At 66.8% G+C, this 23,304-nt stretch carries 23 protein-coding genes; 11 read left to right on the forward strand and 12 right to left on the reverse strand.

The features are described from left to right. Positions 1–108: 108 nt before the first annotated feature. The gene (locus FPZ54_RS10410) at positions 109–381 is read left to right on the forward strand and encodes a hypothetical protein (RefSeq protein WP_145846985.1); all 273 of its coding nucleotides are present in this window, start codon (positions 109–111) and stop codon (positions 379–381) included. A 6-nt stretch (positions 382–387) separates the two neighbouring features. Here the strand turns inward: FPZ54_RS10410 and FPZ54_RS10415 are convergent, their stop codons facing one another. Genes FPZ54_RS10415 through FPZ54_RS10430 form a run of 4 tightly spaced genes read right to left on the reverse strand, consistent with a single transcriptional unit; the run spans position 388 to position 4,744 of the window. After that, on the reverse strand, positions 388–1,260 hold the full coding sequence (locus tag FPZ54_RS10415) for a S1/P1 nuclease (RefSeq protein WP_145846986.1): 873 nt from the start codon (positions 1,258–1,260) through the stop codon (positions 388–390). Between the two features lie 10 nt (positions 1,261–1,270). Then, entirely contained in the window at positions 1,271–2,341 is a 1,071-nt protein-coding gene (locus tag FPZ54_RS10420) for an isoaspartyl peptidase/L-asparaginase family protein (protein WP_145846987.1), read from the reverse strand. After that, on the reverse strand, positions 2,338–3,504 hold the full coding sequence (locus FPZ54_RS10425; RefSeq protein ID WP_145846989.1) for an acyltransferase family protein: 1,167 nt from the start codon (positions 3,502–3,504) through the stop codon (positions 2,338–2,340). The genes FPZ54_RS10420 and FPZ54_RS10425 overlap by 4 nt, the downstream gene beginning before the upstream one ends. A 31-nt stretch (positions 3,505–3,535) precedes the next feature. Continuing rightward, complete coding sequence (locus FPZ54_RS10430) at positions 3,536–4,744, reverse strand: acyltransferase family protein (RefSeq protein WP_186456728.1); 1,209 nt, start codon at positions 4,742–4,744, stop codon at positions 3,536–3,538. A 51-nt stretch (positions 4,745–4,795) separates the two neighbouring features. On the opposite strand from FPZ54_RS10430, the gene FPZ54_RS10435 reads away from it, so the two are divergent. Together FPZ54_RS10435 and ispG are read left to right on the forward strand one after the other, a co-directional pair. After that, on the forward strand, positions 4,796–5,854 hold the full coding sequence (locus FPZ54_RS10435) for a DUF3089 domain-containing protein (protein ID WP_186456729.1): 1,059 nt from the start codon (positions 4,796–4,798) through the stop codon (positions 5,852–5,854). Between the two features lie 32 nt (positions 5,855–5,886). Next, entirely contained in the window at positions 5,887–7,011 is a 1,125-nt protein-coding gene (gene ispG / locus FPZ54_RS10440) for a flavodoxin-dependent (E)-4-hydroxy-3-methylbut-2-enyl-diphosphate synthase (RefSeq protein WP_145846993.1), read from the forward strand. Positions 7,012–7,017: 6 nt separating this feature from the next. Here the strand turns inward: ispG and FPZ54_RS10445 are convergent, their stop codons facing one another. Continuing rightward, a complete protein-coding gene (locus tag FPZ54_RS10445) occupies positions 7,018–7,845 on the reverse strand; it encodes a TonB family protein (RefSeq protein ID WP_145846994.1) in 828 nt (275 codons plus the stop codon). Between the two features lie 94 nt (positions 7,846–7,939). Between FPZ54_RS10445 and FPZ54_RS10450 the strand changes: the two genes are divergently transcribed. Genes FPZ54_RS10450 through FPZ54_RS10460 form a run of 3 tightly spaced genes read left to right on the forward strand, consistent with a single transcriptional unit; the run spans position 7,940 to position 9,661 of the window. Further along, the gene (locus FPZ54_RS10450; RefSeq protein WP_145846995.1) at positions 7,940–8,839 is read left to right on the forward strand and encodes a DMT family transporter; all 900 of its coding nucleotides are present in this window, start codon (positions 7,940–7,942) and stop codon (positions 8,837–8,839) included. Next, positions 8,836–9,315 (forward strand): GNAT family N-acetyltransferase, encoded by a 480-nt coding sequence (locus FPZ54_RS10455; protein WP_145846996.1) that lies wholly within the window; start codon positions 8,836–8,838, stop codon positions 9,313–9,315. Before FPZ54_RS10450 ends, FPZ54_RS10455 begins: the two co-directional genes overlap by 4 nt. After that, positions 9,305–9,661 (forward strand): TfoX/Sxy family protein, encoded by a 357-nt coding sequence (locus tag FPZ54_RS10460; protein ID WP_145846997.1) that lies wholly within the window; start codon positions 9,305–9,307, stop codon positions 9,659–9,661. The genes FPZ54_RS10455 and FPZ54_RS10460 overlap by 11 nt, the downstream gene beginning before the upstream one ends. Before the next feature lie 6 nt (positions 9,662–9,667). On the opposite strand, the gene FPZ54_RS10465 is transcribed toward FPZ54_RS10460, so the two are convergent. Further along, positions 9,668–10,561, reverse strand: a complete 894-nt coding sequence (locus tag FPZ54_RS10465) for an AraC family transcriptional regulator (protein ID WP_145846999.1) — start codon at positions 10,559–10,561, stop codon at positions 9,668–9,670. Between the two features lie 151 nt (positions 10,562–10,712). Between FPZ54_RS10465 and FPZ54_RS10470 the strand changes: the two genes are divergently transcribed. Continuing rightward, entirely contained in the window at positions 10,713–11,441 is a 729-nt protein-coding gene (locus FPZ54_RS10470; protein WP_145847000.1) for an SDR family oxidoreductase, read from the forward strand. Between the two features lie 62 nt (positions 11,442–11,503). On the opposite strand, the gene ppa is transcribed toward FPZ54_RS10470, so the two are convergent. Beyond that, positions 11,504–12,049, reverse strand: a complete 546-nt coding sequence (ppa, locus tag FPZ54_RS10475) for an inorganic diphosphatase (RefSeq protein WP_145847001.1) — start codon at positions 12,047–12,049, stop codon at positions 11,504–11,506. A 114-nt stretch (positions 12,050–12,163) separates the two neighbouring features. Then, positions 12,164–14,068, reverse strand: coding sequence for a M61 family metallopeptidase (locus tag FPZ54_RS10480; RefSeq protein ID WP_145847002.1), 1,905 nt, complete (start codon positions 14,066–14,068; stop codon positions 12,164–12,166). A 127-nt stretch (positions 14,069–14,195) separates the two neighbouring features. On the opposite strand from FPZ54_RS10480, the gene FPZ54_RS10485 reads away from it, so the two are divergent. Continuing rightward, a complete protein-coding gene (locus tag FPZ54_RS10485; RefSeq protein WP_186456730.1) occupies positions 14,196–15,506 on the forward strand; it encodes a methyltransferase family protein in 1,311 nt (436 codons plus the stop codon). Positions 15,507–15,630: 124 nt separating this feature from the next. Here the strand turns inward: FPZ54_RS10485 and FPZ54_RS10490 are convergent, their stop codons facing one another. Beyond that, the gene (locus FPZ54_RS10490; RefSeq protein ID WP_145847004.1) at positions 15,631–16,680 is read right to left on the reverse strand and encodes a DUF2332 domain-containing protein; all 1,050 of its coding nucleotides are present in this window, start codon (positions 16,678–16,680) and stop codon (positions 15,631–15,633) included. A gap of 59 nt (positions 16,681–16,739) precedes the next feature. Here FPZ54_RS10490 and hisG point away from each other — a divergent pair, with 59 nt between their 5' ends. Together hisG and hisD are read left to right on the forward strand one after the other, a co-directional pair. Further along, the gene (gene hisG / locus FPZ54_RS10495; protein ID WP_145847006.1) at positions 16,740–17,411 is read left to right on the forward strand and encodes an ATP phosphoribosyltransferase; all 672 of its coding nucleotides are present in this window, start codon (positions 16,740–16,742) and stop codon (positions 17,409–17,411) included. Continuing rightward, a complete protein-coding gene (gene hisD / locus FPZ54_RS10500) occupies positions 17,408–18,694 on the forward strand; it encodes a histidinol dehydrogenase (RefSeq protein ID WP_145847008.1) in 1,287 nt (428 codons plus the stop codon). The genes hisG and hisD overlap by 4 nt, the downstream gene beginning before the upstream one ends. A 3-nt stretch (positions 18,695–18,697) precedes the next feature. Here hisD and FPZ54_RS10505 read toward each other — a convergent pair whose 3' ends face one another. Then, positions 18,698–19,447 carry an SDR family oxidoreductase gene (locus tag FPZ54_RS10505; protein WP_145847010.1) on the reverse strand — a complete coding sequence of 250 codons (750 nt, stop codon included), beginning with the start codon at positions 19,445–19,447 and terminating at the stop codon, positions 18,698–18,700. Positions 19,448–19,557: 110 nt separating this feature from the next. Between FPZ54_RS10505 and nusB the strand changes: the two genes are divergently transcribed. Then, positions 19,558–20,019, forward strand: coding sequence for a transcription antitermination factor NusB (nusB, locus tag FPZ54_RS10510; protein ID WP_145847012.1), 462 nt, complete (start codon positions 19,558–19,560; stop codon positions 20,017–20,019). Positions 20,020–20,147: 128 nt separating this feature from the next. Here the strand turns inward: nusB and FPZ54_RS10515 are convergent, their stop codons facing one another. Together FPZ54_RS10515 and murA are read right to left on the reverse strand one after the other, a co-directional pair. After that, the gene (locus FPZ54_RS10515) at positions 20,148–21,881 is read right to left on the reverse strand and encodes a bifunctional metallophosphatase/5'-nucleotidase (protein WP_145847013.1); all 1,734 of its coding nucleotides are present in this window, start codon (positions 21,879–21,881) and stop codon (positions 20,148–20,150) included. A 99-nt stretch (positions 21,882–21,980) separates the two neighbouring features. Further along, positions 21,981–23,264 (reverse strand): UDP-N-acetylglucosamine 1-carboxyvinyltransferase, encoded by a 1,284-nt coding sequence (gene murA, locus FPZ54_RS10520; RefSeq protein ID WP_145847016.1) that lies wholly within the window; start codon positions 23,262–23,264, stop codon positions 21,981–21,983. Between the last annotated feature and the right edge of the window lie 40 nt (positions 23,265–23,304).

The following is a 23,304-nucleotide window of genomic DNA, read 5'->3' on the forward strand; positions in this document are numbered from 1 at the left end:
AGGAGACACAAGGATGTTGACCGCCCTGTTCGCACCCCGCCGCCATGTGCCCTGGCTGATCGCGGCGTCGGCCCTCGCACTCGGGATCGGCCTGCTGGCCGCGCTGGCATGACGCTCAAGGACTATCGCGACGCGCTCAAGGTGCGCGAAGGCTATTGGTTCGCCCCCAAGCTGTTCGGCTGGGGCGCGACGCCGGTGACGTGGCAGGGATGGCTGGCGACGCTGGTCTTCGCCATCGCCCTTGCTCTGGTGCTCACCTGGGCGCCGACCCAGTTCGTGCGGTTCGGCGTCGCACTGCCGATGCTCGCGGTCTTCATCTGGTTCGTCTGGACGAAGACCGATGGCGGCTTTCGCTGGCGCTGGGGTCCGGACCGCGATTGATCAGCATCAGCGCCTGGGCTGCTCCGGCGGCGGCGGACCGAACGCCTCGTCGAGCAAGCGCGCCAGCCGCAGCCCGCCGCGCTTGATCTGCGCGCGCATCATCGGGACCAGCTTCTCGATATCGGCATCGTCGAGCTTGCCCCGCGCGGGGAGGTCCGCACGGCACGGATCGCCGTCGAACGCCGCTTCATAGGCCATGTGCGCCGCCTGCCAGTTCTCGCGGCTCCAGTCCTCGACCGTCCCCGCGCTTTCCCGCGCCCGCTCCTCCTCGGGATAGACGATGGTCAGCGCCGGCGGGGTGGAGATGGCGCGCTCGGCCAGCCAGCCGTCCGTGATGCTGTGCAGGTTCAGTCGCTCCGGGCCGTAGATGCCATAATCGGTCCGCGCGCGGTTGCCGCCCAGATCGCCCTTGTCGCCGGCGTGCAGCGGCTGGTGCAGATCGCCCACGAAATGGGTGAGGAAAGCGAGCGCCATCACCTTTTCGCGCACCGGCACGTCCTTGTCCTGCAACAGCTTCACGCCGCGCTCGATCTGCGCCGACACGCAATTGCCGTCGGGGCAATTGCCCTTGAGCGTGAAGGGCTTGCAGATGTTCACATTCTGATAGTGCCAGTTATAGGCATAGCTGAACCGCGCGCCGAGCGGCTTGATGCAGTCCGCCCAGATGCTCGCCTGTTCCAGCGTCTTCGCCGGACAGGTCGGCGTCTCAAGCAGCCCCTGCCGCGCGAGCAGCCGGTCGATCGCGCGCCGCGTCTCGGGCTTCACATTCTTGTACGCGATGGTCGCCACGGTCTCGTGGCCCCATTCCCAGTACGCGAGGGCGGGCGTGGCGATCAGGCTGGCGGCGAGCGCCAGTGCGGCGAGGAGGGAGCGAATCATGCGGCCGCTCTTAATCCTCGTCGCCATAGATCGCGACGACCTTCTTGCCGTCGGACGACACCGCACCGCGATACATGCCCGCGCTGTTGAAGCTCCAGCCCGCCGCACCGCCGCGCGCGATGAAGATCACCCCGCCGCTGCCGCCCAGATCCTCGACATCGGAAAGGACGTCGTCGGCAATGCCGGTCGCCTGTTCCGGGCTGAGCAGAATCCGGAGGGTGCAGCTGGAGACGGTGTCCGGCTCCTTCGTTTCCTCGGGGCACGCCACACCGTTGCTCGGGGTCGCCACGCGCATCCGGGTGCAGATCTCGTGCGCGACGCCGACGCGGATGAAATACTCCCCGTCGCCGGTCGCCGAGACCGCGCAGGCGCGATCGTCGGCATAGGTGCCCGCGCCGACGATGGGCGCATCGCCCACCCGGCCCCAGCGCTTGCCGGTCATGCCGCCGGTCGAGGTCGCCGCCGCCATCCGCCCCTTGCTGTCGAGCGCCACCGCGCCGACCGTGCCGAAGCGCATGGCGTCGGGCAGCGCGCCGGTGCGCCGTGCCTTGAAGCGCTCGAGTTGCTGGCGGCGCTCCTCGGTCGCGAACCAGCTCGGGTCGACCTGCTCCAGCCCCTTCTCGACGCTGAACCGGTCGGCGCCCGACCCTGCGAGCAGGACATGCGGGCTATCCTCCATCACCATCCGCGCCAGGCTGATGGGATGCCGCGTGCGCGTGACCCCGGCGACCGCGCCCGCCTTGCGCTCCGTTCCCTCCATGATCGAGGCGTCGAGCTCGTTCGTCCCCTCCCAGGTGAACACCGCGCCACGTCCGGCGTTGAAATTGGGGTCATCCTCCAGCAGCCGCACCGCCGCCTCGACCGCGTCGAGCGCGCTGCCGCCGCTGGCCAGCACCTTCGACCCCGCCTCAAGCGCCGCGTCGAGGCCTTTGCGCGCCGCCGCCTCGCGCTCGGATGTCATCTTCGATCGCTCGATCACCCCGGCGCCGCCATGGATCACCAGCGTCCATTTCGGCTTGTCCTGCGCCAGCGCAGGCAGCGCCAGCGTGACGGAGACGATCAGGGCGATCAGGCGAGTCATGCGGCCTCCGGGCTTGTAACGGGCGGTACGGGGTCGGGGCGGTCGCGCCGGGCATAGCGCAGCCCGATCAACGGGCGCAGCCACGGCACCTCGCGACCATAGCGATAGAAGAGCCAGCATCCCAATGCGGTCACCGGCACCAGGATCGCGAATTCCGCCGCTGCAGGCAGGCTCAGCTTCAACAGCCAGTACATCGCCACGACGATGATCGTCTGATGGATCAGATAGAAGGGGAACACCGCCTCGGTCAGCATCTGCCGCCAGCGATGGTCGCGGTTGAGATAGACCTCGGCGATGCCGATCAGCGCCGCGATCATCATCCATGCCTGAATGTAACGCGCCGCCAGCATGATACGGCTGGGCAGCCAGGGAATCCTGCCGGTATAGGCGATGTCGATCGCGGCGGTGGTGGCATAGCCGGCCAGCCCGATCGCCAGCGCCGGTTTCCACAGCCGCGCGATCCAGCGCATCACCGGCTCCGACCCCGCCAGCGCAAAGCCGAACAGGAAGGCGGGGAAATAAGCCAGATGCGCGACGCCGTCGTTGAAGACATCGTGACTGTCGCTCCACCGCTGAAACACCACGACCTGCGTCATCAGCAGATAGGCGGCGGGCAGCCACAGCACGCGCGTTCCCGCAAACGCGCGGTCGAACGTCCGCTGCGCCCAGGCGCCGCCCGGCAGGCTCGCGACCAGTGCCAGCCCCAGCGTGTAGAGCCACAGATAGCCGACGAACCACAAATGGTTCCAGGTCGGCAGAACGATCGGCCCGAACTGACCGAAATACCAGTAATGCCGGGTCCAGAAGGTCCAGTAATCGAACCGGTAGGGCCATTGGGTAGTCAGCTCGACCCACGCTTGCGGCGGCACGATCACCGCCACCCCGAACAGCAGCGGCACGATCAGCCGCCAGCTGCGATTCGCCATGAACCCGCCAGCGCCGCTCGATTTTCGCCACAGCGCCCGGCTGGCATAGCCCGACACCACGAAAAGGAGGGTCAACCGCCACGGGTTGGTGAACAGCATCGGTACCGTCACCCAGTCGGCGGGCGCGGCGGTCTTCACATGATAGCCCCATGGCACGAAGACCATGCCGATATGGTAGAGGATCAGCAGCGCGAACGCCCCGATCCGCAGCCAGTCCATGCCGTAATGCCGTTTCACCCCCGCGCCATAGCCGCAGGCCAGACGCTTGTCAGGCCGCTTGTGGTGAAATCGCGGGCGCGGGCGGGCGGGCGCGTGGCCCGAGTCCGATCAGCGGGCGCAGCCAGCCGATCTCGCGCCCGATCAGATAGGTGGCAAGGCACGCGATCCCGGTCGTCGCGACCAGCAGAAGGAACTGGACGCCCGCCGGCAGGCCGAGGGGCAAGCTGTACCAGGCAGTGAGCACGATCACGGGTTGATGGACGAGGTAGAAGGGAAACACCGCCTCCGCCGCACTCTTGCGCCAGCGACGATCGCGGTTCCAATAGCGATCGGCCAGCTGGATCAGCGCGAGCGTGACCGTCCAGCCCATCGTCACCTGTGCCACCCGCGCCAGCGCCATCACCGCGTGCGGCGGAATCGTCTCTCCGGGATAGCTGGTTTCGATCCAGACGATGACGGCGCCGGTCAGCGCGGAGACGGCCAGCGCGGCATTCGAAATACGGCGCAGCACAGGCCACAGCGTCGGCGATCCGGCAAGCACGAACCCGAACAGGAAGATGGGGAAATAGAGCGCATGACCCGCCCAGTCCCGCAGCAGGCCCTGCTCGTCCGCAACCAGGAACTGAAGGCCAAGCCGCGCCACGGCCAATCCCACCGCCGGCACCCACAGCAGCCGCCAGCCCTGAGCCAGCCAGGCGGCGATCCCGCTCGCCACCGCATCGAACCAGCGCCGCCAGCGCCAGAGGATCAGCGCCAGCACGGCGGTATAGGCCCAGAGATAAACGACGAACCACAGATGTTCCCAGCTTGGGAACTCGCGCCCCCAGAACGGCCCCCAACGCCAGTAATCGGTGGCCCAGAAGACGAGATAGCCATGCGGATAGCCCGCCTCGCGCACCCGCACCCACATCTCGACCGGGATCAGCACCGCCATGCCGAAGGCGAGCGGAATCAGCAGCCTGAGGTTGCGCGCGTGCAGAAAGGCTGAGGCGCTGCCCGATTTCTCGAACAGGTGCCGCGAGGCGAATCCCGATACCGCGAACAACAGCGGCAGCCGCCACGGCGTCAGCAGCGCCATCGGCGCGATCAGCGCGGAAATCTGGTAATCGGTGTGGATCACCCATCCCCACGGCGCGAACACCATGCCGATATGATAGAGGATCAGCAGCGCGAACGCGGCAATGCGCAGCCAGTCGAGGCCATAATGGCGCCCGCCACGTGCGGCATCGTCCGAAAGGTCCCGGTTCGCTTCACTCACGCGCCGCGCTATACGCGGCGGCGCCTCACCAATTGGTTAGCGGGAGCGGGAATGCGGCGGAACGGCACCTCTTTATACATCGCCGCGATCGCGTGCGCGCTGGCGGGCTGTGCCACTACGGCTCGACCGGACAGCGCGCAGGCGCAGCCCCCGCGCTTCGACCCCGCGACTGCGCCGCCAGCCCCCGACTATGCGGGACCCACCAACTGGGCGTCGCTCCCGTCGATCCGCGACGATGGCGATACGGTGCCGAAGGGCGTGGCGGAGCCGCCCCAGCTGCGCGCACCCGCCGATGTCTTCTTCATCCATTCCGCCGTGCCGCTGCGCCGTGCGGTGTGGAATGCGGGCACAAGCGACGTGTGGTTCAACGGAGATGTGGGCCAGACCACGATCCGCAATCAGGCCAGCGCCTTCAACGGATGCTGCGCGATCTATGCGCCGCGCTATCGCCAGATGAATCCGGCATGGTCGTCGGACGGGAGCGAAGCGGCGCTCGCGCTCGCCTATGGCGATATCCTCCGCGCCTTTCGCGAGTTTCGTCGCCGCGTCGGCGATCGTCCCTTCATCCTTGCGGGGCATGGATTGGGATCACGGCTTGGCCGGATGCTGATCGAGCGCGAGGTCGACGGCCGGCCGATCGCCGCGCATATGGTCGCCGCCTATCTGGTCGGCGAACATATCCCGCTCGACTGGTTCGGCGCCCGGCGCGACATCCGCCACTGTACGACCGCCACCGACACCGGCTGCGTCGTCACCTGGTCGATCTGGGCCGAGGGGAGCAAGGCGGCGCCGAGCCGTCCCGCCGCCGCCTGCAACAACCCGATCAGCTGGACGACCGGGCCGACGCCCGCCCCGCGCACCGCCCATCGCGGCGCCTGGATGCGGGGCGGCTATGAATTTCCAGAGCCGCTGCGCGCGCCCGATGCCGAACTGATCGAGGCGCGCTGCGGACAGGGTGGGCGTGTCTATAGTTCGTCCCCGGGCGAGCGCTATGCCAGCTTCATCGCCCCGGACGGCAGCTATCGCGCGCTCGACGTTCAGCTCGTCTATATGGACCTGCGCCACAATGCCGTCGACCGCGTCGCCGCCTTCCTCGCGGGGCAGCGATAGGGTATAGGCGCGCCGAACCCAGAGGAAATCCAATGTCCGTGCGTCCCTGGCGCGATATCACGCGCCGCCAAAGCCGTCAGATCATGGTCGGCAACGTCCCCGTCGGCGGCGATGCGCCGGTCACCGTGCAGACGATGACCAACACCCCGACCTCTGACCCCGTCGCCACGATCGACCAGATTCGTCGCTGCGAGGATGCCGGAGTCGATATCATCCGCGTCTCGTGCCCCGATGTTGAAAGCACCGCGGCGCTCAAGCAGATCGTCCGCGCCGCGCGCGTGCCGATCGTCGCCGACATCCATTTCCACTACAAGCGCGCGCTGGAAGCCGCCGATGCCGGCGCGGCGTGCCTGCGCATCAACCCCGGCAACATCGGCTCGGCAGAGCGGGTGAACGAGGTCGTCAACGCCGCCAAGGTCAATGGCTGTGCGATCCGCATCGGCGTCAATGCCGGGTCGCTCGAGAAAGACCTGCTCGAAAAATATGGCGAGCCTTGCCCCGAGGCTTTGGTCGAAAGCGCGCTCGACCATATCAAGCTGTTGCAGGATCGCGATTTTCACGAGTTCAAGGTCGCGGTGAAGGCGAGCGACCTGTTCCTCGCCACCGCCGCCTATCAGCAGCTCGCCGAAGTCGTCGATTGCCCGCTGCATCTCGGCATCACCGAGGCGGGCGGGTTCGTCGGCGGGACGGTGAAGAGCGCGATCGGCATCGGGTCTTTGCTATGGTTCGGCATCGGCGACACGATCCGCGTCTCGCTCTCCGCCGAGCCGGAAGAGGAAGTCCGCGTCGGCTTCGAAATCCTCAAGGCACTCGGCATCCGCAATCGCGGCGTCCGAGTCGTCAGCTGCCCCAGCTGCGCGCGCCAGGGCTTCGACGTGATCCGCACTGTTCAGGCGCTCGAGGAACGCCTCCAGCATATCCGCACTCCGCTGTCGCTCAGCGTGCTCGGCTGCGTCGTCAACGGCCCGGGCGAAGCGCGCGAAACCGATATCGGCCTGACCGGCGGCGGCAACGGCAAGCACATGGTCTATCTGTCGGGCGTGACCGATCACACGATCGAGGATGCCGACATGCTCGACCATCTTGTCAAGCTGGTCGAAGCCAAGGCAGCGGAGATCGAGGCCGCCAACGAGGCGGCGGCGGTCGCGGCGGCGTGATCGCGGCTACGGGATGCAAAGCGAGTCCGGCCAGCGCAGCCAGCAGAACCCCTGAATCCAGATCGATGGAACTGCCTCGCCCGCAGCGTTCCGCGCCGGACGAAAACGCACCCGGTTGCTGACGACCACCTCACAGGTAACTTGATCGAGCGCCTGCGCCCCGCTGGACTGGACCACGGCACAGTTGGTCACCGCCCCCCGAGCGTCGATCTCGGCACGCACAACGACCTTGCGCGTCGGCTCCCGTATTTGCGCATCACGCGGGTAATCATTGGCACTCAGCCATGACGCAGGGCTGCCGATGGGTTCGGCTGGCGTCACCGCGGCGGTCACGAGGTTTGGGTCCAGACCCCATTTTCGCATCAGGTCATTCTGGCATCGTTCCGCTGCGGCGAAGGCAGCACCCATGTCGGACAACGGAAGATCATAGCGCCTGCCGTCGGTACGGATCACCACCCGCTCCCTGCCCCGGAATCCATCGCTCAGAGTGATGGGAACGCCGAACTTGGTTATGCGTCCGCCCTCTTCCCGCGGCACCGCGACGCCATAGACAGTCTCTCGATCACGCCCGGGATTCAGGACGAGCCTGGCGTCCGTCGGTTTGATCGATTTGGTTTCGCGGGTCGGTTCGATCAGGACGATCTGGTCCGCGCCCGTGATCGGATACAGCCCGAAACCGAACACGACCTGGTCCGCTCCGGTCCCGAACCTGCGGGAAAGAAGACACCGCCCATCGCTGTGCTCGACCGACCAGTCGTTCGCGGGCTCTAGCACGCTTGGGGCGTCCGTCAGCGGCACGGCAAACATCGTCAGCATCGCGAGCAGTTTCAACATGTTTTCCCCTCTGACGGTTGATGATAGCCCGTCGCCGGAGCATGTCCAATCGGCGTCGCTTGACCCGCGGTTTGCGACCGGTCAAGCCGCCGCCATGCGTCCCATCGCCCCCCTCATCGCCTTCGCCGTCGCATCGCTCGGCATCGCGATCTTTTCGTCGATGGATGCGGTGATGAAGGGCCTGGTGATCGCGCTCGGTGCCTATAATGCGCTGACCTGGCGGATGCTGGCGGGAGTGGTGGCGAGCGGCGTTCCCTACGCCCTGTCGCGCCCGCCGCGCCCCAGCCGCGCGGCGATGCGGCTGCATCTGGTTCGCGCCGCAGTGTCCGCCGTGATGGCCTTCCTGTTCTTCTGGGGCCTCGGCCGCGTGCCGATGGCGCAGGCGATCGCGCTCTCGTTCATCGCGCCGATCATCGCGCTGTTCCTCGCGGCTTGGCTGCTGAAGGAGAGGATCACCCGCCTCACCCTCGTCGCCACCGCGCTCGCCTTTGCCGGCGTGCTGCTGATCCTGTGGGGCCAGTCGCACGCCGAACTGGGCGAGGACGCGTTCTGGGGCGCGCTCGCGATCCTCGGCTCGGCGCTCTGCTACGCCTGGAACATCATCCTGATGCGCCAGCAATCGCTGCTCGCAGGTCCGGGCGAGGTCGCCTTCTACCAGTCGCTGTTCGTCGCCGGGCTGTTCCTGCTCGCCGCGCCCTGGCTACTGCGCGTCCCCTCGGTCGAGCACGCCCCCGCGCTGATCCTCGCCGCGATCCTCGCCACCGCCTCGCTCTTCCTGCTCAGCTGGGCCTATGCCCGCGCCGAGGCCAATTATCTCGCGCCGACCGAATATACCGGCTTCCTCTGGGCGACATTCTGGGGTTGGATCGTGTTCGGCGAACGGGTTTCCGTCTTCACCGTGGCGGGCGCGGCGCTGATCGTCGGAGGCTGCATCATCGCGGCGCGGCGGCGCGATCAGGCGCCGGTCGCCGATACGGAGGCACAATTGCCATGATCGCGATTCGTCAGGCGACTGCGCAGGATTTCGATCTCGTCGCAGGCTTCATCCGCAAGCTCGCCGACTATGAGAAACTCGCACACGAGGTCCGTTTCGACGACGCGACGCTCCATCGTCATCTGTTCGGCGAGCGGCCCGCCGCCGAAGTGTTGATCGGCGAACTGGACGGCGTCCCTGCCGGGTTCGCGCTGTTCTTTCAGACGTTCTCGACCTTCGAGGGCAAGCCCGGCCTCTGGCTGGAGGACCTGTTCGTCGAACCCCACGCACGCGGCGCGGGGCTGGGCCGCGCCCTGCTCTCCAGCCTCGCCGCGCTCGTCATCGAACGCGGCGGCGCGCGGCTCGAATGGAACGTCCTCGACTGGAACGCACTGGGCAAGGGCTTCTATCGCAGCATCGGCGCGGCGCATGTCGATGGCTGGGAACGCTGGCGGATGCAGGACGAAGCGCTGGAGGCGCTGGCCAATGGCTTTTGACGCGGGGCTCGTCGAATGGGCCAAGGAAGCGCTGGAGCCGCTCGGCACCGTCAGCCACCGCCCGATGATGGGCGCAGCGGTGCTCCACTGCGACGGACTCGTCTTCGCCGTGGTCGACGAAGAGGCAATTTACTTCAAGAACGACAAGGTCAGCGCGCCCCTGTGGGACGAAGCCGGATGCCCGCCCTTCACCTTCACCGGCAAGGACGGCGAGACCGTCTCGATGAACTATCGCCGCGCGCCCGACGACGTCTATGACGATGCCGATGCGATGCGGACCTGGGCGGCGCTGGCGCTTGAAGCGAGCCGACGGGCACCCGTGAAGAAGAAGCGCAAACCCGGCTGAGCCGTTTCAGGCGACCGCCTGCGCTTCCTGCCCCTGCAACCGCGCGATGTCCCGCCGCGGCGGCGCGCCGAACAGCCGGGCATATTCGCGGCTGAACTGCGACGGGCTGTCATAGCCGACCGCAAAGCCTGCACTCCCCGCGCTCGCCCCCTCCGCCAGCATCAGTCGCCGCGCCTCCTGCAACCGTAGCTGCTTCTGATATTCCAGCGGCGTCATTCGCGTCATCGCCTTGAAATGCGCATGGAGCGAGGATTCGCTCATCCCCGCCGCATCGGCGATGTCGCGGATGCGCAGTTGCTTGTCGAAAGCCCCGCGGATCGTCGCGATCGCCCGGCTTACCTGCCGCAAATGACTGTCCCCCGCCGCGATGTGGCGCAGCATCGGTCCGTGCGGGCCGTTCAACAGACGATAGAGGATTTCGCGTTCGATCAACGGTGCGAGCATTGCAATGTCCCCTGGCGTATCGAGCAGGCCGACAAGTCGGTTCACCGCGTCGATCAGCCCCGCATCGCTCTTGCATACCGCGAGTGCGGGGACCCCCGCAGGCGCGTCCGGCCCACGCTGCGCGACGACCAGATCGGCGAGCGCCGCCATGTCGAGGTCGATCTTGCAGCACAGATAGGGTCGCTCCGGGCTCGCCTCCAGCACATGCCCGACCAGGGGCAGGTCGACAGATACGACCAGATAATGTGCCGGGTCATAGACCAAGCTGTGCTCCCCGACCGCCACGCGCTTCGACCCCTGGGCGATCAGGCAAAGCGATGCTTCATAAACGGCAGGCATCGGCTCGGTCGGCTCATGGCCCCGGATCAACGACAGTCGCGGTACCTCCGACGGAAATATACCCGGTTCCTGCGTATGGCGCGCGAGGACCTTCGCGACTTCGGCAATGCGTTCCATATCCGCCCTTGTCGCGCACGCTCCGCGCGATCGCAACCCATGGCATTTGGAAATGGAGGATCGTGCAATTTCTTCGGGCGATCGCTCTACCGCTCCGGCGCGGTCCGGACGCATCTCTGACGCGTCAACTCAAGCCGAAAGGAATGGACCCATGACCACCCCCACCCTCGACAAGACGATCCTCGTCACCGGCGCATCGAGCGGCATCGGCGAAGCCACCGTGCGCGAACTCGCCGCCGCCGGCGCACGCCTGTTCATCGGCGCGCGCCGCTCCGATCGCCTCGCCGCGCTGGCCGACGAACTGGGCGACAACGTCGCCTGGCGGCAGCTCGACGTCGCCGATGGCGACAGCTTCGAGGCGTTCGTCGCAGCAGCGGAGGCGCGGTTCGGGCGCGTCGACGTGCTGGTCAACAATGCCGGCGTGATGCCGCTCTCCCGCCTCGATGCGCTCAAGCGCGACGAGTGGAAGCGGATGATCGACGTCAATGTCCATGGCGTGCTCAACGGCATCGCCGCGGTGCTGCCGCGCTTCGCCGCGCAAGGGAGCGGCCATGTCGTCAATGTCGCATCGGTCGCCGCCCACATGGTCGCGCCGACCGCAGCGGTTTATTGCGGCACCAAATATGCCGTCTGGGCGATCACCGAAGGGCTGCGGATGGAGCATGACGATATCCGCACCACGATCATCTCGCCCGGCGTGGTCGCGACCGAGCTGGGTGAGGACATCACCGTGCCCGAGATCGCGGAGGGGCTGAAGCAGTGGCGCCAGAAGTCGCTGACGCCGGATGCGATCGCGCGCGCGATTGCCTATGCCATCGCCCAGCCCGATGGCGTCGACGTCAGCGAGATCATCGTGCGTCCCGCCGGTGGTGCGTTCTGAACGGACAAGGCCCCGAACGCGGAACCGTTCGGGGCCTTGCGAAATTCAACGATTGAAGCAGGTCAGGCCGCCGCAGCCTTGGCCTGCTTCGCCGCGTCGATCGCCTCGACGACGATCCGGCGTGCTTCCTCGGCATCACCCCATTCGCCGATGCGGACCCATTTTTCGGACTCCAGGTCCTTATAATGTTTGAAGAAATGCTCGATCTGCTGGAGCACGATCGAGGGCAGGTCGCCGCGCTCGCCGACATCGGTATAATAGGGGAAGGTCGTGTCGACGGGAACGCAGACCAGCTTCTCGTCGCCCCCCGCCTCGTCTTCCAGCTTCAGCACGCCGATGGGCCGCGCGCGCACGACGCAGCCCGGGATGAAGGGCGAGCGTGAGATGACCAGCGCATCGAGCGGATCGCCATCGGGCGACAGCGTGTGCGGCACGAAGCCGTAATTGGCCGGATAGCGCATCGGGGTGTGCAGGATGCGGTCGACGAACAGCGCGCCCGACGCCTTGTCGAACTCATATTTCACCGGCTCGCCGCCGGTCGGCACTTCGATGATGACGTTCAGGCTGTGCGGCGGATTGTCGCCGACAGGGATCATGTCGATACGCATGTTTCGTCCTCTGTTAGGTTACGGCACCAGCCCGCTCCCCAGCCGTCCGCCCACACCAGTATAGCGTGATGGGTGGCCGGCTGGGGGAGCGGGCTGGTGCCGCCGCGGCTCGCGTCAGCGAGCAGCCAAAAGCTTATCCAGGCCACCCTCTCCGGTGCCGATTTTTTCGAGGCGCGGATAGCGCAGGCCATCGCGATAGTCGATGGTCGTTTCGCGATAGCGCGAACCGCTTTTCACCAGCAGCTTGATCGGCGCGTTGCCGGTCTTGGCGGCGATGATCGCATCCTTCAGCCGCTCGTCCGAATATTCGCGCCCCGCGACCGCAACGATCGTGTCGCCCAGGTCCAGCCCCGCGTCGAACGCGGGCGAATCCCAGATCACGCCGCTGATCGAACCGCCCTTCCCGACGGTCAGACCGATCGAATAGCTGTGATCGACCATGTTCCGGCGCTTCTCGTTATTCTTGAATGCCGGGGTTGGCTCGTCGGTATAGATCAGGCGGTAGCCATTCTGCGTGAACCCCGCGAGCGGCGCCTTTGGCGCAACGTCGTACACCCGCGACTTGAGGAAACCCGCCCAGTCATAGGGCTGCACCCCGTTCAGCGTCGCGACGACCGTATCGAAATCATAGGTCAGCACACCCCAGTCGCCATCGCGCATCCCGAAGAACGCCCGCGCGAAATCGTCCATCGATTTCTTCCCGCGCGACAGTTCGCGCAGCTTGGCGTCGGCCTCGAGCCAGATCAGCAGCCCTTCATTGTAATAATCCTCCGACCGCTGCCAGCTGACCCAGCCCTTGGGACGGCGCGCCGAGATGATCGGATCGTTGGTCGTGTCGACCAGCGGCCGCCAGCTGCGCGCCGGCCGATTGTCCAGGCTCGCCGCGATATTGGCGAGCATGTCGAGCGTATCCTGCTTGCTGACGATGCCCGAGCGCGCCTGGAGCACATAGCCCCAGAATTGCGTCTGGCCTTCATAGACCCACAGCATCGTATCGCGCATCGGGGTGCGGAAATCAGGGGTCCAGGCATCGGCACCGCGACGGAACTTGCCGTTCCAGCTGTGAACGAACTCATGCGGCAACAGGTTGCGCGAGCCCGGCCCCTCGCTCCATTTGGTGAAATATCCGGGCTTCACCCCATTTTCTGAGCTGCGATGATGCTCCAGCCCGATCCCGCCCATCTCGTCGCTGATCGCCAGCAGGAATTCATACTGGTCGTAATGCTGCGCGCCGAACAGCTTGACCGACTGTTCGACCAACTTCTTGTGTGCGTCGATTTGCTCGGGCGTCGCCGCCAGCTCCTCGGGCTCATCGGCAAAGACGTTGAGGTCGACTTGGGGCGAGAGCTTGATCTCGCGATAATGGCGACCGGCGAACACCGGCGAGTCGATCAGCGTCTCATAATCGGTCGTCTCATAGACATAGGAGTCGCCCTGTTTCTTCGCGGGCAGGCCCGAGACCGCGGTCCAGCCTTGAGGATAGGTGACGGTGGCGGAAACCGGAATATGGCGGGTGAAATAGCCCGCCGGATAGAGGCTTACCTGCTCGAACTGGAGGTTCAGCATCGTCGGCGCGATCGACACGCGCCCCTGATTGCCGTCGGTGGCGCCGACGAACTGGAATTCCAGATCGAGCTGCGTCGCGCCCTGCGGCACATCGACATGGAACGCCCAGACATCGACCGTATCGCGGGTCCACGGCACCGGCTTGCCATTGGCGCCAATCTTCAGGCCCGCCAGCTTCTCGATCTCGCCGCGCGCCGCATGTTTGCCAGGCAGCCATGCGGGCATCATCAGCACCATCGGCCCGGCATTCGCGACGGGGATGGTCTGCTTCACGCGATAGATCGCCTGTTGCACATCGGTCGCATCGACCTTCACCGTCATCGTGCCGGGATAGGCGATGTCGCGCGCGGCAGGGATGCGGTTGTCGAACGGCAGTGGCTGGGGCGCGCTGTTCTGGGCGAGGGCGGCACTTGTAGCGAGCAACAGGGCGGTGAGCGCAAAGGCGCGACGCATGAACAAACCTTTCGGACAGGGCAGACAGGATATGTTGTCACCTTAGCCAGTCCGGCACCGCGACGTAAACCCTTGGCGACATCAGGGTTCACGGCTTGCTTACCATTGCCGCGTTATGCCGTTCGCCATGTATCACGACCCCGCCCTTGCCCGCAGCGCCAAGGCCGACCCCCGGCCCAAATCCGCCGTCAGCACCGGCTGCGGCCTCGCCGGCCTCGCGGGCATGGCGATCTGGCTGACGATCGCGCGTAGCTATGGCCTCGACGGACCTTTCGCGGCCTTGGTCAATCTTGTCGCGGGCGGCGTACCGATGGTGTTCTGGGCGGTGTTCGTGGACAGGGTCCATCGCAATCCGACGACCGGCGTCAAATGGGAAAACCCCCGCCCGCTGCGCGAAACGCTGGACATCTCGATCACCAAGATTGCGGGGCTGTGGCTCACCTGGGGCGGGATCGCCGCAATCTACGCCATCTGCCGCTTCTATTGGGAGGGCAATTTCGCCTTCGCCATGTGGTGTTTCCAGATGGCGGCGCCTGCGCTGTTCGTCCTCTCGGTCCCCTATGTGCTGTGGATCGACCGCCATCTCGAAAACCCGCGCGACGGCGCCTGGGCGCTCGGCGCGTGGCTGATCGGGTCGAAGGAGCCGGTCGAGGACGAGGCGATTCACAACCATCTGCGCAGCTGGGGGGTGAAGGCGTTCTTCCTCGCCTTCATGCTCGCGATCGTCCCACCCGGCTTCGGCGCGTTCGTCCGCGCCGATGCGAGTGGGATCCTGACCAACCCGGTCGCGCTCGCCAACTGGCTGATCACCGGCATGTTCATGCTCGACGTCGCCTTTGCGACGGTCGGCTACATCCTCACCTTCCGCCCGCTCGACAGCCATATCCGCACCGCCAATCCCTATGCGGGGGCCTGGGCGGTGGCACTGATCTGCTACCCGCCCTTCATCCTGATGGGGAATGGCGGGCCGCTCGACTATCATCCGGGCACATCGGACTGGACGCACTGGCTGGCGGGGCACGATGTGCTGTTGTGGATCGTCGGCGCGGTGCTGGTGGCGCTGACCGCCATCTACGCCTGGGCGACGATGGCGTTCGGCTTTCGCTTCTCGAACCTCACCCATCGCGGGATCATCACCCATGGGCCGTATGCGTTCACGCGGCACCCGGCCTATCTGTCGAAGAACCTGTTCTGGTGGATCGCGACCTGCCCGCTGCTGGTCACCACCGGCAGCCTGGCCGATGCGGCGCGCGCGACATTACTGCTCGGGCTGGTCAGCCTGATCTATTATGTCCGCGCCAAGACCGAGGAAAAGCATCTGCGCGAAGACCCGGCCTATCGCGACTATAGCGAGTGGATGGAGCGCAATGCGCCAATCCCGCGGTTGTTTGCGTGGGTGATGGGGAAGAAGCGCGCGCCCGTAGCTGCAGAACAGTAAAGCTCGTCACCCCGGACCTGTGCCGGGGTCCACTCATCATCCCGCGCATCGCTTTGAGCCTCTTGCTTCGCGCCTGCCTCCCGGTGGACCCCGGAACAAGTCCGGGGTGACGGTTGGGGCTTGGTCAGCCCTTCCACTCCACCCATGCGCCATGGGGATGCGCTGCCCCCAGCAGCTGCGGTTCGCCATCGCCGGGCCAGTACCGCACGGTCAGTTCGTGCCGAAAGGTCAGTCGGTTCGCCTCGACCGCGATCCAGGCCAGGGGGCGGTCGAGCGTTGCGGCGGCACCCGCCGCCTCCATCGCGGTGGTGATCGCCGCCTGCCGCTCGGCTCCCAGATATTGCCACACGATCGAGTGCATCAGCACGCGGCTCGTCCCCGCCGCCTGTGGCCGGGCGAGCGCCTCGACCACAAACGCCGCAGCATCGGCCTCGACCAGATCGGGCGCGCGCCGTGCCGCCTCCGCCGCCGCGATCTCCAGCCGCTGCGCGCGCACGCGATGTTCCGGCCAGGCATAGGCGCGCAGGCGCAGCAAGGCCTCGGCGTCGGTCAGGTTGATCGGCGCGACGTCGCAGCCGCGCAGAGACATGATCTCGACGGTGGCCTCAGGCGGTGGGGGACCGCGCCAGTCGGGAGCGATGCGCATCGCCGCGTTCTCCGGCCCGACCGCGATCCCGCCAAGGTCGTAGCGATAGCGGTCCATCATCAGGTTGATGCCCGCGCTCGACCCGATCTCGATACATTCGAACCGTCGGGGCAGGCCCTGCGCCGCCAGCCACAGCATCGCCGCAGCGTAATTGGCCGAGCGCGCCGCCTCATTGGTCTGCGGCGGGCCGTCGAGCCAGGGGAGCAGGGCCGCGTCATGCGCGTCGATCGCCGCGTTGACCAGCGCGCCGCTATCCACCGCCTCCCCCGCATAGAGCGGCGCCAGCGACGGCGCCGCTCCGGTCAGGAGCAGCCCATGCAGCCCGCCCGCCGCACGCAACGGCAGCGCGTCGGCCATCGGCTTGCCCGGCCAATCGCGCAGCGCGGCCCGGAACGCCCCCGGCCCGGCCATGCCGTCGAGGATCGCCTGCACCACCGCAGCCGTCAGCGGCGCATCGTTCGCCCGACAATAGTCCACCTGGTTCGCGAACGCTGTCCGCACATCCTCCAGCGCCATCCAGTCCGTCATCGCCGCCTCCTCTCCCCTTGTTGCGCCGCAGCGCCCCCCCAAGTAAAGGCGCGCAACCCATGACCGACACCGCGCCCGAACCGATCATCCTTGCCGTGCCCAAGGGCCGCATCCTCGAAGAGGCTTCGCCCCTGCTCGCGCGCGCCGGAATCGTGCCCGAACCGGCATTTTCGGACGAAGGCAGCCGGGCGCTGCGCTTCAGGACCAACCGGCCCGATATCGACCTGATCCGCGTGCGGGCGTTCGATGTCGCGACCTTTGTCGCGCATGGCGCGGCACAGCTCGGCATCGTCGGTTCGGACGTGCTGGCCGAATTCGACTATTCGGAACTGTACGCTCCGGTCGATCTTGGCATCGGCCATTGCCGCCTGTCGGTCGCCGAACCCGCCGCGCTCGCCGCCACCGACGATCCGCGCGGCTGGAGCCATGTCCGCGTCGCGACCAAATACCCGCATCTGACCCGCAAGCATTTCGAGGCGCGCGGCGTGCAGGCCGAATGCATCAAGCTGAACGGCGCGATGGAGCTGGCGCCTTTGCTCGACCTAGCCCCGCGCATCGTCGATCTCGTCTCCTCGGGCCGCACGCTCAAGGAAAATGGCCTGGTCGAGGTCGAGACGATCATGGAGGTGTCGAGCCGCCTGATCGCCAACCGCGCCGCGTTCAAGACGCGCCCCGAGGTGCTGCCGCTGGTCGATGGCTTCCGCCGGGCGGTGGAGCGCGACACCGCATGATCCGCCTGTCCACCTCCGAACCCGGCTTTGCCCAGGCGTTCCGCGATCTGGTCGACGCGCGCCGCGAAGCTGACGCCGATGTCACCCGCGACGTGCGGACCATCGTCTCGAGCGTCCGCGATGAGGGCGATGCCGCAGTCCATGCCTTCACCCGGAAGTTCGACCGCCACGACCTCAACGAAACCGGCTGGCGGATCGAGAAGTCCGAATGCGCCGCCGCGCTCGACGGCCTCGCCCCCGACCTGCGCGCCGCGCTCGAACTCGCGGCACAGCGAATCACCGCCTATCACGAGAAGCAGAAGCCTGCCGACAGCGACGACACCGATGCCGCGGGCGTCCGCACCGGCGCGCGCTGGGGTGCGGTCGAGGCGGCGGGGGTCTATGTCCCCGGCGGCCGCGCGGCCTATCCCAGCTCGGTGCTGATGAACGCCATTCCGGCCAAGGTCGCGGGCGTCGATCGCGTCGTCATGGTCACGCCGACCCCGGATGGCGAGATCAACCCGCTGGTCCTCGCCGCCGCGCACATCGCCGGGGTGGACGAAATCTGGCGCATCGGCGGTGCACAGGCGATTGCCGCCCTCGCCTATGGTACCGGGCGGATCGCCGCGGTCGATGTCATCACCGGCCCCGGCAATGCCTGGGTCGCGGAGGCCAAGCGTCAACTCTATGGCGTGGTCGGCATCGACATGGTCGCGGGGCCGAGCGAGATCGTCGTCGTAGCCGACGGCAGGAACGACCCCGAATGGATCGCCGCCGACCTGCTCAGCCAGTCCGAACATGATCCCACCAGCCAGTCCATCCTCATCACCGATGACGCGATCCTGGCGGGCAAGGTGGCCGAGGCAGTCGACCGCCAGATCGGCGAGCTGGCAACGCGCGACGTGGCGCGGCGAAGCTGGGACGCCAATGGCGCGATCATCCTGACCGGAACACTCGACGAAGCGATTCCGCTGGTCAATAAGCTCGCGCCCGAGCATCTGGAACTGGCGGTGGACGATCCCGACGCGCTGTTCGCCCGCGTCCGCCATGCCGGGTCGGTATTCCTCGGGCGGATGACGCCGGAGGCAATCGGCGATTATGTCGCCGGTCCCAACCACGTCCTGCCCACCGGCCGCCGCGCGCGCTTTGCCAGCGGGCTATCGGTGCTCGATTTCATGAAGCGCACCAGCTTCCTCGCGCTCGATGCGCAGGGGCTGGCGGCGATCGGCCCGGCGGCGGTGGCCCTGGCCGAGGCGGAGGGGCTTCCGGCGCACGCCAGGTCGGTGGCGCTGCGGTTGCGCTGACCGCTATTTGACCGCCGCGTTGCCGCCATCGGCATAAAGGGCCGACCCGGCGACAAAGCTGCTCATGTCGCTGGCGAGGAATAAGGCGGCCTGCGCGATCTCATCCGGATCGGCGATGCGACCGAGCGCGTGCAGCCCCGCCGCCCATTCGCGCTGGGCGGCGTCGCCCGCCATCGCGGTATGGGTGCCGCCGGGCAGCAGCGCATTGGCCCGGATGCCCTCCCGCCCGTGATCGGCGGTGATCCCCTTGACCAGTCCCATCAGCGCCGCCTTGCTCGCGCCATAGGCGGCCATGCCCGGCAGGCCCACGCTGGTCCCCACAAAGGACGACACGAAAATGATCGACCCGCCGCCTGCCTCGCGCATCGCGGGCAGTTGAACCCGCGCGGCGAGAAAGGCAGAGGTTAGGTTGGTCTGAATCACCCGGTCCCATTCGGCGATCGACATGGTTTCGAGCGGGCCCGGTATTCCGACGGTCCCGACATTGTTGACGGCAACATGCAGCGCACCGAAGCGGGACTGCGCCATTTGCACCATCCGGGCATGAAGATCGGGGTCCCCGACATCGCCGGGAACGGCCCACCCCTGAGCACCCAGAGCGGCGACCTCCGCGACGACCCGCTCCAACGGTGCGGGACTGCGCGCGTTGAGGACGAGCGACGCCCCCGCACGAGCAAAGCACAGCGCCGTGGCGCGGCCGATGCCCGATGAGGCGCCCGTGACGATTGCGGTTTTTCCGGTGAGCAGGGTCATGATGTGTCTCCTTCCCCGCCCGGTTAGAATGGCAGGGAGAGCACAGCGTCCCGGTGCTTGCGTTCGAACTTCTTTGCGTTCCGTGATCCGGGGGACTATGTGCGCCCGCCATGCCCAGTCCCACCGCCAAGACCCGATCCAAAGCCCGCGCCGCCGCGCGCCTCGCCGCCGTGCAGGCGCTGTACCAGCAGGAGATGGAGAAGACCCCGCTCACTCAGCTGCTTACCGAATTTCACCAGCATCGCCTGGGCGCGACGATCGAGGACGCGGAATATATCGACGCCGATCCGACCTTCTTCGACGACATCGTCAAGGGCGTCGACGCGCGCCGCGACGAGATCGACGCCCTGATCGCGTCGAAGCTATCGGCGGACTGGAGCTTCGACCGGCTCGACCGCCCGATGCGCCAGATCCTGCGCGCCGGAACCTATGAACTGCTCGCGCGCAAGGACGTACCCACGGGCGCCGCGATCAGCGAATATCTCGACGTCACCGACGCATTCTACGACCGGCGCGAGAAGGGGTTTGTGAACGGGCTGCTCGACGCGATTGCGAAAGTCGTGCGGGCTTAGTTCATCTACGCCCCTCCCCTTCAGGGGAGGGGTTGGGGTGGGGCGTCACAGTCTCACCGAGACCGACGCGCCCAGAGGATAGGCCCCACCCCCAACCCCTCCCCTAAAGGGGAGGGGCTTAAGAAGCGTCACTGCGGCGTCACATCCTTGACCCGCCCCAGCGCTGGAGGGTCCACCACCTCGCCCCGTGCGAACCACGCCTCGAGCGCGTCGAGATCCAGCACGCCGCCCGCGACGATCCGCCCGGCCTTCAGCGTCGTGAAGCTGTCGCCGCCACCTGCGAGGAACCCGTTCATCGCCACGCGATAGGTCGCGGCGGGGTCGAGCGGCTTGCCCTGCACCGACGGCGCGATGATCCGCTGGCCCTCCGGTTTTGACCGGTCATAGCTGTAGGTCAAACCCGATGGGAACAGCAGCTTCGCGCCGTCCGCGTTGGTGAATTGCTGCTCCAGCACCGCCAGCAATTGCGCGCCGGTATATTCGCGGACCTGAAGGTTATTGCCGAATGGCTGCGCGGTGAAAAGATCGCCGAACGTCACCGTCCCGTCCGGCCCCGGAGTGATCGACGCGCGCACGCCGCCGGGGTTCATCAGCGCGATCTGCGCCCCGTCCTTTCGGGTCGCGGCAAGCTGCGCATCGGCGATCAGCAGCCCGAGCGGCGATTCGCGCATCTCGCTATCTTCGTCGCGCAGGATCGGTGCGGACGCCTTGCCCACCGGCCGCCGCGCCAGGGGTGCCGCCGCCGCCGAATAGCGCGCGACATGCGCTGCAACCGCCGGATCGGCGGGATAGGTAGGGAATGCGGGGTTGGGCTTAACCGGCCCGCCCGCGCCGACCGCACCGTCGCCTTGCACGATCACCTGCTGCGCCGACCGCGCCGAGACCTTTTTCGTTACCGGGTCAAAGGTCAGGTCGATGCCCGTCAGCATCACGCCGTTATTCCCCGCGCTGGTCAGCAGCACCGGCTTGGCCGGGTTGGTCGCGGAATAATCGCAGATATAGGCGCGATGGGTATGGCCGGAAACGATGACATCCACCCCGGGATCAAGTCGCTCCATGATGTCGAGGATCGGACCCGACAGCCCGTCGCACCGATTGGGCTGATCCGACCGCGCCGGATAGCCGCCCTCATGCACCAGGATGACGATCGCGTCGGCGCCCTGCGCCTTCAGCTTCGGGATCAGCCGATTGGCCGTCTCCGCCTCGTCGGCGAAGGAATAGCCGACGATCCCCGCCGGATCGACATAGGTCGCGGTCATCCGCGTCGTCATGCCGATAAATCCGATGGTGATCTTGCTGCGGCCAGTGCCGAAGGTCTTGAGACCGGTCGCGGGCATCAGGCTCTTGCCCGACGCATCCAGCGTGTTGCCTGCGAGATAGGTGTAGGCCGCGCCCTTGAAGGGTTCCAGCTGGCATGGCTGCGCGGTCGCATTCTTCTCGCAGCCGCCCTTCTGCAACCGGAGCAATTCCCTGGTTCCACGGTCGAATTCATGATTGCCCGCAGCGTTGAATTCCAGGCCCGCCATCCCCATCGCCTTGACCGTCGGCTCGTCCAGGAAGAGCGAGGAGACGAGCGGGCTGGCACTGGTCAGGTCGCCGGCCGCGACGACGACATTGTTGGGATGGCCCGCCTTCAGCGTCCGCACCGCCGAGGCGAAATAGGCGGCGCCGCCCGCCGGAACCTTCACCGTTTTCCCGTCCGCCGCCTGCACGTCGATCGGCCGCGCCGGCGTTTCGAGCGCGCCATGAAAATCGTTGAACGCAATGATCCGCACGCTGACCGGTGCGGCTGGCGTGACCGCCATCTGCGACGCGCAGCCCGCGAGCGCGAGGCCAGCCAACAGTCCAACGATCAGGCGCATCTCAATCTCCCAGCGAGTCGTTCGCCGGCTCGGCACCAGCGCACGTGAGCAGCTTGTATCGCGTTTTGCCGCCCCGCATGGGCCGAATCGCGATACACGCTAGCCGTCACCGACGCGTTCGATGTCGGCACCGACGCCCTGAAGTTTTTCCTCAAGCCGCTCATAGCCGCGATCGAGATGATAGATGCGGCTGACCTGGGTCTCGCCTTCCGCCACCAGACCAGCAAGGATCAGGCTCATCGACGCACGCAGGTCGGTCGCCATGACCGGCGCGCCGATCAGCTTGTCCACGCCATGCACCACTGCGGTGCGGCCCCGCACATCGATATTGGCGCCCATCCGCGTCAGTTCGGGAACGTGCATATAGCGGTTCTCGAAGATCGTCTCGGTCAACACGCTGGCCCCGTCGGCCTTGCACAGCATTGCCATGAACTGCGCCTGCATGTCGGTGGCAAAGCCCGGATAGGGAGCCGTCGAAAGGGTCAGCGGCTTGAGCGGCCGCTCGGCGGCGATGCGGATGCCGTTCGGCTTCTCCTCGACCGTCACCCCCGCCTCGACCAGCGCGTCGAGCGTGGCGCGCATATCGTCCGCCTTCGCGCCCTCCAGCACGACATCGCCGCCGGTGATCGCAGCAGCGCAGGCGTAGCTGCCCGCCTCGATCCGGTCGGGCATCACCTTGTAGGTCGCGCCATGCAGCCGGTCGCGCCCCTCGATCGTCAGCGTCTCGCTGCCGATCCCGTGAATCGACGCCCCCATCGCGACCAGCAGATTGCACAGGTCGACGATTTCCGGCTCGCGCGCGGCGTTTTCCAGCACCGTCGTGCCCCGCGCCGTTGCCGCCGCCATCAGCGCATTTTCCGTCGCGCCGACCGAAACGACGGGGAATCGATACCGCCCGCCGGGCAGCCGCCCGCCCGGAGCCGTCGCCTTCACATAGCCTGCCGCCAGCTCGATTTCCGCCCCCATCGCCTCGAGCGCCTTGAGATGCAGGTCGATCGGCCGGTTGCCGATCGCGCAGCCGCCGGGCAGCGACACCGTCGCCTCGCCCTCGCGGCCCAGCAACGGGCCCAGCACCAGGATCGACGCCCGCATCTTGCGCACGATGTCATAGGGTGCGACGCTCGAGGTAAGGCGTGAGGCGCGCACGGTCAGCACGCGGCCAAAATCACTTGGTCGCGTCCCCTCGATCGCGGTGGACGCACCCAGTTCGTTGAGCAGATGTCCGAAGCTGTCTGCATCGGCGAGACGCGGCAGATTGCGCAGCGTCAGCGGCTCGTCGGTCAACAGCGCGCAAGGCATAAGCGTCAACGCCGCGTTTTTCGCGCCGGAGATAGCAATATTACCGGATAGGCGGTTTCCGCCACGGATGAGAATACGGTCCATTGACGGGCTTCTATCGCTTCGCAAATCGCGCGCAAGTGCG

This window comes from Sphingomonas suaedae, assembly GCF_007833215.1.
Classification (GTDB): domain Bacteria; phylum Pseudomonadota; class Alphaproteobacteria; order Sphingomonadales; family Sphingomonadaceae; genus Sphingomonas; species Sphingomonas suaedae.

Bases quoted from the DNA above. Each gene is read 5' to 3' on its own strand.
- FPZ54_RS10410 (WP_145846985.1), top strand. From the start codon at position 109: ATGACGCTCAAGGACTATCGCGACGCGCTCAAGGTGCGCGAAGGCTAT.
- FPZ54_RS10415 (WP_145846986.1), bottom strand. From the start codon at position 1,260: ATGATTCGCTCCCTCCTCGCCGCACTGGCGCTCGCCGCCAGCCTGATC.
- FPZ54_RS10420 (WP_145846987.1), bottom strand. From the start codon at position 2,341: ATGACTCGCCTGATCGCCCTGATCGTCTCCGTCACGCTGGCGCTGCCT.
- FPZ54_RS10435 (WP_186456729.1), top strand. From the start codon at position 4,796: ATGCGGCGGAACGGCACCTCTTTATACATCGCCGCGATCGCGTGCGCG.
- ispG (WP_145846993.1), top strand. From the start codon at position 5,887: ATGTCCGTGCGTCCCTGGCGCGATATCACGCGCCGCCAAAGCCGTCAG.
- FPZ54_RS10445 (WP_145846994.1), bottom strand. From the start codon at position 7,845: ATGTTGAAACTGCTCGCGATGCTGACGATGTTTGCCGTGCCGCTGACG.
- FPZ54_RS10450 (WP_145846995.1), top strand. From the start codon at position 7,940: ATGCGTCCCATCGCCCCCCTCATCGCCTTCGCCGTCGCATCGCTCGGC.
- FPZ54_RS10455 (WP_145846996.1), top strand. From the start codon at position 8,836: ATGATCGCGATTCGTCAGGCGACTGCGCAGGATTTCGATCTCGTCGCA.
- FPZ54_RS10460 (WP_145846997.1), top strand. From the start codon at position 9,305: ATGGCTTTTGACGCGGGGCTCGTCGAATGGGCCAAGGAAGCGCTGGAG.
- FPZ54_RS10465 (WP_145846999.1), bottom strand. From the start codon at position 10,561: ATGGAACGCATTGCCGAAGTCGCGAAGGTCCTCGCGCGCCATACGCAG.
- FPZ54_RS10470 (WP_145847000.1), top strand. From the start codon at position 10,713: ATGACCACCCCCACCCTCGACAAGACGATCCTCGTCACCGGCGCATCG.
- ppa (WP_145847001.1), bottom strand. From the start codon at position 12,049: ATGCGTATCGACATGATCCCTGTCGGCGACAATCCGCCGCACAGCCTG.
- FPZ54_RS10480 (WP_145847002.1), bottom strand. From the start codon at position 14,068: ATGCGTCGCGCCTTTGCGCTCACCGCCCTGTTGCTCGCTACAAGTGCC.
- FPZ54_RS10485 (WP_186456730.1), top strand. From the start codon at position 14,196: ATGTATCACGACCCCGCCCTTGCCCGCAGCGCCAAGGCCGACCCCCGG.
- FPZ54_RS10490 (WP_145847004.1), bottom strand. From the start codon at position 16,680: ATGACGGACTGGATGGCGCTGGAGGATGTGCGGACAGCGTTCGCGAAC.
- hisG (WP_145847006.1), top strand. From the start codon at position 16,740: ATGACCGACACCGCGCCCGAACCGATCATCCTTGCCGTGCCCAAGGGC.
- hisD (WP_145847008.1), top strand. From the start codon at position 17,408: ATGATCCGCCTGTCCACCTCCGAACCCGGCTTTGCCCAGGCGTTCCGC.
- FPZ54_RS10505 (WP_145847010.1), bottom strand. From the start codon at position 19,447: ATGACCCTGCTCACCGGAAAAACCGCAATCGTCACGGGCGCCTCATCG.
- nusB (WP_145847012.1), top strand. From the start codon at position 19,558: ATGCCCAGTCCCACCGCCAAGACCCGATCCAAAGCCCGCGCCGCCGCG.
- FPZ54_RS10515 (WP_145847013.1), bottom strand. From the start codon at position 21,881: ATGCGCCTGATCGTTGGACTGTTGGCTGGCCTCGCGCTCGCGGGCTGC.
- murA (WP_145847016.1), bottom strand. From the start codon at position 23,264: ATGGACCGTATTCTCATCCGTGGCGGAAACCGCCTATCCGGTAATATT.